This is a genomic window from Streptomyces boncukensis (genome assembly GCF_011045075.1).
Taxonomy (GTDB): domain Bacteria; phylum Actinomycetota; class Actinomycetes; order Streptomycetales; family Streptomycetaceae; genus Streptomyces; species Streptomyces boncukensis.
Genome location: NZ_JAAKZZ010000626.1, coordinates 1 through 3,801, shown reverse-complemented (window position 1 = coordinate 3,801; position 3,801 = coordinate 1). Strand labels below are relative to the sequence as shown.

The 3,801-nt window shown below is 73.3% G+C and carries 2 protein-coding genes, 1 tRNA gene and 1 rRNA gene; 1 reads left to right on the top strand and 3 read right to left on the bottom strand.

Annotation, left to right across the window (positions count from 1 at the left end):
* Positions 1–59: 59 nt before the first annotated feature.
* The gene (locus G5C65_RS33225) at positions 60–2,693 is read left to right on the top strand and encodes a SpoIIE family protein phosphatase (protein WP_206442551.1); all 2,634 of its coding nucleotides are present in this window, start codon (positions 60–62) and stop codon (positions 2,691–2,693) included.
* A gap of 81 nt (positions 2,694–2,774) precedes the next feature.
* Here G5C65_RS33225 and G5C65_RS33220 read toward each other — a convergent pair.
* From G5C65_RS33220 to rrf, 3 genes are all read right to left on the bottom strand, one after another.
* Positions 2,775–2,847 (bottom strand) — tRNA-Thr (locus tag G5C65_RS33220).
* 42 nt (positions 2,848–2,889) lie between these two features.
* The gene (locus G5C65_RS33215) at positions 2,890–3,579 is read right to left on the bottom strand and encodes a DegT/DnrJ/EryC1/StrS family aminotransferase (RefSeq protein ID WP_165302782.1); all 690 of its coding nucleotides are present in this window, start codon (positions 3,577–3,579) and stop codon (positions 2,890–2,892) included.
* A 98-nt stretch (positions 3,580–3,677) separates the two neighbouring features.
* A 5S ribosomal RNA gene (gene rrf, locus G5C65_RS33210) occupies positions 3,678–3,794 on the bottom strand.
* Positions 3,795–3,801: the final 7 nt, after the last annotated feature.

Below are 3,801 nucleotides of genomic sequence, written 5' to 3'. Positions count from 1 at the left end.
GCACCGCCCCCGCCGCCCCGGCGCGCACGCCCGCGCACCAGGCCGGCGACAACACATCCATGGGGAGTCCAGTGACCACCGCGCGAGCCGCCGCCACCTTCGAACCGGTCGGGCGCTCGGTCTCCACCGCGCGCGGCTTCGTCCGCGACACCTTGCAGGGCTGGGGCCTCGCCGACGTCGTCGACGACGCCGTGGTCCTCACCAGCGAGCTGGTCACCAACGCCGTCGTGCACGCGGGCACGGCCGCCGAGGTGGTGTGCCTGCGGGACGGGGACGGCGTCCGTATCGAGGTCGTGGACCGCTATCCCGAGCGCGATCTGCCGCTCCAGGAGCCCGGCCTGCAGCCGGGCAGCCCGGACCGCGAAGGGGGCCGCGGCCTGCTGCTGTGCGCGGCGCTCGCCACCCGCTGGGGCGTCGACTACACCACCGCCGACAAGCGGGTCTGGTTCCGCCTCGAACTGCCCGATCGCCCCGTCGGCACCCGCGCCGCGGGCCCGGCGCTGCCCGACACCGCGCTCCCCGTCGCCGACACCCGGGTGCACGTCGCGGTCGTCCAGGTCGACCGCAGCGGCGCCATCAGCGCCTGGAACGAGGACGCCACCAAGCTGTTCGGCTACCCCGCCGAGCAGGTGCTCGGCAAGCCCCTCACCGACCTCGCAGCCTGGCCGCACACCCCCGGCACCGGCACCGGCATCGCCGAGGCGCTGCGCCTGTCCCGCTGGGAGGGCTCCTACGGCGTACGCGCGGCCGACGGCCGTACCGTCCCGGTCTACGCCTCCCACCTGCGGGTGCGGGACGGCCACGGAGAGCCGTCCACCGTATGTCTGCTGGTGCGCGAGCACGAGCGGGCCGTCCTGCAGTCCCCGCAGCGCTCCCCCGCAGCGGACGGGGCGAACCAGCGCCCGGCCGACGCGCAGGAGCCGCAGGCCGCCGACCCCTTCGAGGTCTTCATCGGCTCGCCGGCGCCCGACGATCTGGACGGCCTGCTCCAGCGTACCGTCGAACGCGCACGCGACATGCTGGAGGGCGACGCCGCGTACCTCCTCCTCGCCACCGACGACGAGACGGAGCTGGAGGTCCGCGCCTCCACCGGGCTGCCCTCCGCGCGCCAGCGGTTCGCACGCGTCCCCGTCGAGGCGGGCAGCGGACGGTACGGTTCCGCGCGGATGCCGTCCGTGCACGAGGACCTCACCGTCGTCCCCGGCGCCGTACCGCTGCTCTCGGGCACCGGCATGCGCTCGGTCGTCACCGTCCCGCTGAAGGTCGAGGGGCGGCTGACGGGCTCGCTGGGCGTCGCCACGGAGACCCCGGGCCGCTACTCGAACGAGGAGGCGCTGCGGCTCCAGTTCGCCGCCGACCGCATCGCGCTCGCCGTCGAGCGGGCCCGCCTGACCGAGCTGGAGCGGCTGCGCCGCGGCTCGCTCTCCTTCCTCGTCGAGGCGTCCGACCTGCTGGCGGGCACCCTGGACCGGGACCAGACGCTCGCCCTGATGGCCCAGATGACGGTTCCCACCCTCGCCACCTGGTGCGCGGTCTACACCGTGGCCGACCAGGGCTCCGACCCCAAGCTCTCCTACGTCCTGCACGAGGACGAGGACCGCATCGACAACCTCAAGGCCCTGCTGACCAAGGTGCCGCCGCCGGACCCGGTGCCCACCCCGGGCGCCCGGGTGTGGACCGCGCCGAGCGACGCCGCGCGCTCCGCCGCGCTGCGCACCTCGCTGCGCAGCGTCGTGATGCACGAGGAGCACCAGTCGGCACCCGGCACCACCCTGGCCACCGCCTCCGCGGTCGGCGGCGAGACGGTGGTGCTGCCGCTCGTCGCGCGCAACCGCGTCATCGGCATGCTGACGCTGGGAAAACCCACGGACGAGCGGTTCCGCCAGGAGATCCTGGAGCTGGCCGAGGACCTCTCCCGGCGGGCGGCGCTCGCCCTGGACAACGCCCGGCTGTACTCCGAGCGCACCGCCATCAGCCAGTCCCTGCAGCGCAGTCTGCTGCCGCCGGAGCTGCCCGACATCACCGGCGGCATCGAGCGCGAGGTCATCTACCGCGCGGCGGGCGAGGGCAACGAGGTCGGCGGCGACTTCTACGACCTGTTCGAGATCCGCGAGGGCGTCTACGGCTTCGCCATCGGCGACGTCTGCGGTACGGGCCCCGAGGCCGCCGCCGTCACCGGGCTGGCCCGGCACTCGCTGCGGCTGCTGGCCCGCGAGGGCCTCGGCGGCCCCGCGGTCCTGGAGCGGCTCAACACCGCGATCCTCGACGAGGGCGCCCGCAGCCGCTTCCTGACGCTTCTCTACGGCGAGCTGCACCCGCTGTCCGAGGGCGGCGCCGAGCTCAAACTGGTGTGCGCGGGCCACCCGCTGCCGCTGCGGCTCCGTCAGAACGGCACCGTGGAGCCCGCGGCCGAACCGCAGCCGCTGCTGGGCGTGATGGAGGACCTGGAGCTGTACGAGCAGACCGTCGCCCTCGACCCCGGCGACGTCCTGCTGTGCGTGACGGACGGCGTCACCGAGCGCCGCGAGGGCACCCGCATGCTGGGGGACGAGGGTCTGGCCGATGTCCTGACGACGTGTACGGGCCTGACGGCCGGCGCGGTCGCGGCCCGCATCATGCGCGCCGTGGAGCGCTTCGCCAGCGACGCCCCGTCCGACGACATGGCCATCCTCGCGATGCGCGTGCCGCAGTGAGGCGCCGCCGCAGGGCGCGGTCCGCACAGCGAAAGGGCCCCCGCCCACAGGCGGAGGCCCTTGGCCACGCTTCCTTCTCAGAGCCCCAAAACGGAATCGAACCGTTGACCTTCTCCTTACCATGGAGACGCTCTGCCGACTGAGCTATTGGGGCGCGATCAGCAGAGTCGATCATACCCGATACCGGACGGCGCCTTCAGCAGGCCGGCTCCTCCCGCATCAGCCCGCCCAGGGCATTGCACGCCGAAACGACATGCTGCAGCTCCCGCTTCGTCATGGCGGCGGACAGCGGCAGCGCGAGGCACTCCTCCGCGGCCGATTCGGCAGCCGCCAGGTGAACCGCCTGTCGGAATCCGGGCATCCAGTGCACCGGCGCCTTCACCGGCACCTGGCATTCCACGCCGCGCGCCCGCAGGGCCCGCTTGAACACGTCGCGGTCCGGCCGCCCGTTCCCGGGCACCCGCACGACATACGACGTATAGGCGTGCTCGGCGCTCCGCGGGGCCGGCGGTATCACGACGCCCCGCAGCCGCCGGTCGAAGTACGCCGCGTACTGACGGCGCCGCACGGCGTCCACGGAGTCGGCCCGGGGCGCCGGCTCCCACTCCACCAGCCGCGCACCCGCACGCCCGGCCACCTCCGCCAGGCGCCCCATATCGGCGCTCCGGCCGAAGAGATGGACCGGCACCACGGCGGCGGTCCGCTCGGTCAGCACGGCCTCGACGGCGTCGGGGTCGAGGCAGAAACTCCGCGGATCGATGTCCGCGCACACCGGCCGTGCGCCCAACTCCCGCACGGCCTCGGCCACATGCGCACCGCCGAACGCGGGCAGCACGACCTCGTCTCCGGCACCCACCCCAGCGGCGGTCAGCTCTGTCGTCCCCATGCCGCGGATCGTGTCGGGCGGACATGAACTCCCGGTGACAGAACGCAAAAAGGCCGTGGGCCCCGACATGAATGTCAGGGCCCACGGCCTCAAGAATAGTTCGGCGGCGTCCTACTCTCCCACACACTCCCGCATGCAGTACCATCGGCGCTGTCGGGCTTAGCTTCCGGGTTCGGAATGTGACCGGGCGTTTCCCCCACGCTATAACCACCGAAACACAGT